General features: G+C 70.1%; 3 protein-coding genes. All 3 read left to right on the top strand.

Going from position 1 to position 2,617, the window contains the following annotated elements:
- Positions 1–697 (top strand): amidohydrolase family protein (locus tag ACOJSN_RS21305; RefSeq protein WP_420114487.1); only part of this gene is annotated, 697 nt, incomplete at its 5' end.
- A gap of 11 nt (positions 698–708) precedes the next feature.
- Positions 709–2,214, top strand: a complete 1,506-nt coding sequence (locus ACOJSN_RS21300) for an aldehyde dehydrogenase family protein (protein ID WP_420114486.1) — start codon at positions 709–711, stop codon at positions 2,212–2,214.
- A gap of 142 nt (positions 2,215–2,356) precedes the next feature.
- On the top strand, positions 2,357–2,617 hold a 261-nt coding region (locus tag ACOJSN_RS21295), incomplete at its 3' end, for a 2-oxoadipate dioxygenase/decarboxylase family protein (protein ID WP_420114488.1).

Genomic DNA, 2,617 nt, shown 5'->3' with positions numbered 1-2,617 from the left:
CACGCCGTCCACCTACGGCCATGACAATCGACCCATGCTCGATGGGCTGGCCGCATTGGGCACGGACAGCCGAGGCGTGGCGGTGATCGATGGCAGCGAATCCGATGCCGAGCTGCAGGCCTTGCACGAGGCCGGCGTGCGTGGCATCCGGTTGAACCTGTCGCTGGGCGTGACGGGTTCACTCGCGCAATTGGAATCGCTGTCGGACCGCATCGCGGACCTGGGCTGGCACCTGCAGTTGCTCATGCCAGCCGAGCAGCTCGCCGACGCTGGCCAGCGGTTGGCGCAGCTGCCTGTCCCGGTGGTGTTCGACCATTTCGCCAGACTCAGTCCAGACGCCGCATTCCATCATCCTGCCCACGCACTGGTCTTGCGCCTGCAGGCACAAGGCAAGGCCTGGGTGACGCTGTCGGGTGGCTACATCGTGAGCCCGCGGCACGACACCCGCGACCCGGCCCTCACTCCGCTTGCGCGCAGCCTCATCCAGAACGCACCTGAACGCGTGGTGTGGGGCAGCGACTGGCCTCACGCCACGGCATCGGCAGGCACGCACCCCTGGCCTGATGACGCAGCACAACTCGACGCGCTCGCGCACTGGGCCCAGACCCCGTCGCGGCTACGTCAGATCCTCGTGGACAACCCGGCAGCGCTGTATGGATTGCCTGCCGCAGACGCCGTCCACGCATACCTAGACTAAAGAGAGACAACATGAACCTCGCCTCCCCTGGCGCGCGACGCGCGAGCCGCCGTCGTCTGCTCGCCACGGCCGCCTTGCTCCTGGCCACTCCCGTGATCGGCACCGCGCATGCCGCCTTCGAGCAGTGGCGCACCGTGCCGGCGCCGATCCTAGGCCAGTTCGTGCGCGAGCTGGGCGAGCTGCTGCGCGAGCACAAGGACGACCTCGGGGCCCTGGTGAGCATCGAGGCCGGGAAGATCGTCTCCGAGGGTCTGGGCGAGGTGCAGGAGATGATCGACATCTGTGACCTCGCCGTCGGGCTCTCGCGCCAGCTGCACGGTCTCACGATCGCCACCGAGCGTCCCGGGCACCGGATGATGGAGCAGTGGCACCCGCTCGGCGTGTGCGCCGTCGTCACCGCGTTCAACTTCCCGGTGGCCGTGTGGTCGTGGAACGCCGCTCTCGCCTTCACGTGCGGCGACGCGGTCGTGTGGAAGCCGTCGGAGAAGACGGTGCTCACCGGCATCGCGTGCCATGCCCTGGTGCGGGAGGCGGCCCGGCGTGCGGGCGCTCCGGAGGGCATCGCCCAGCTCGTGCTCGGGGAGCGTGGGGTGGGGGAGGCACTCGTGGACGATCCGCGGGTCGCGCTCGTCTCGGCGACCGGCTCGACCCGGATGGGCAAGGAGGTGGCGCCGCGCGTGGCTGCCCGCCTCGGTCGCTGTCTGCTGGAGCTCGGCGGCAACAACGCCGCCGTCGTCGCACCCACCGCCGACCTGGACCTCACGGTCCGCGGCATCGCGTTCTCGGCCGTCGGCACGGCGGGCCAGCGCTGCACGTCGCTGCGGCGGGTGATCGTGCACGAGAGCGTCAAGGACGAGCTGGTCGAGCGGCTCGCCAAGGCGTACGAGACGTTGCCCATCGGCTCCCCGCTCGACGCGGGGACCCTCGTCGGCCCGCTCGTCGACGAGGCCGCCACGGCAGCGTTCCTCGCCGCCGTGGAGCAGGCGCAGGCCGACGGTGGTCGGCTCGTCACCGGCGGAACCCGTGTGTCTCCGGCAGGGCTGCCCGGCTGGGGGCACCTTCCTGCTCGTAGCGAAGCGGAGAGCTCGGGGGATGGGCGGCAAGAGGGTACAGGTGGTCAGTACGTCCGACCGGCGATCATCGACATGCCTGCGCAGACCGACATCGTGAAGGCCGAGACGTTCGCGCCGCTGCTGTACGTGCTGACGTACTCGACCTTCGAAGAGGCCGTCGCGCTGCACAACGACGTCGCCCAGGGACTGTCGTCGTCGATCTTCACGCTCGACGTGCGCGAGGCAGAGAGCTTCCTCGCGGCGACCGGCTCGGACTGCGGCATCGCCAACGTGAACATCGGACCGTCGGGAGCGGAGATCGGCGGGGCGTTCGGCGGGGAGAAGGAGACCGGCGGAGGGCGTGAGTCCGGATCGGACGCCTGGCGCGCCTACATGCGCCGCCAGACCAACACGGTCAACTACTCCACCGAGCTCCCACTCGCCCAGGGTGTGGAGTTCCTGTGACGTCACCGTCCATCGGTGCCTCTGCAACCGAAGGGCGCGGATCGGGCGTGCGCGGTGCCGGAGCAACCGAAGGACCGGCGAGAGGGTTGCTCAGGCCCCGACGAGCGGGCGGGCGGACGAGGCGCCGACGACGCCGACGCAGCTGCGGGCACGGTTCGCGGCGGGCCTCTCGGAGCTGTACGGCACCGAGGTGCCGGCGTACACGACCCTGGTGCGCACATGCGAGGAGATCAACGCCGAGGTGCTCGAGCGGATGGGCGAGGAGGCCGAACGTCTGGGCACCATCGACCGCGTCACGGCCGAGCGGCACGGGGCCATCCGAGTCGGCTCGCCGCAGGAGATCCACCAGGTGGCGCGGGTGTTCGGGGCGTGCGGGATGTACCCCGTGGGCTTCTACGACCTG

It is taken from the genome of Pseudactinotalea sp., from assembly GCF_048594945.1.
Classification (GTDB): Bacteria; Actinomycetota; Actinomycetes; order Actinomycetales; family Beutenbergiaceae; genus Pseudactinotalea.
This window is presented reverse-complemented; position numbering and strand designations above follow the sequence as displayed.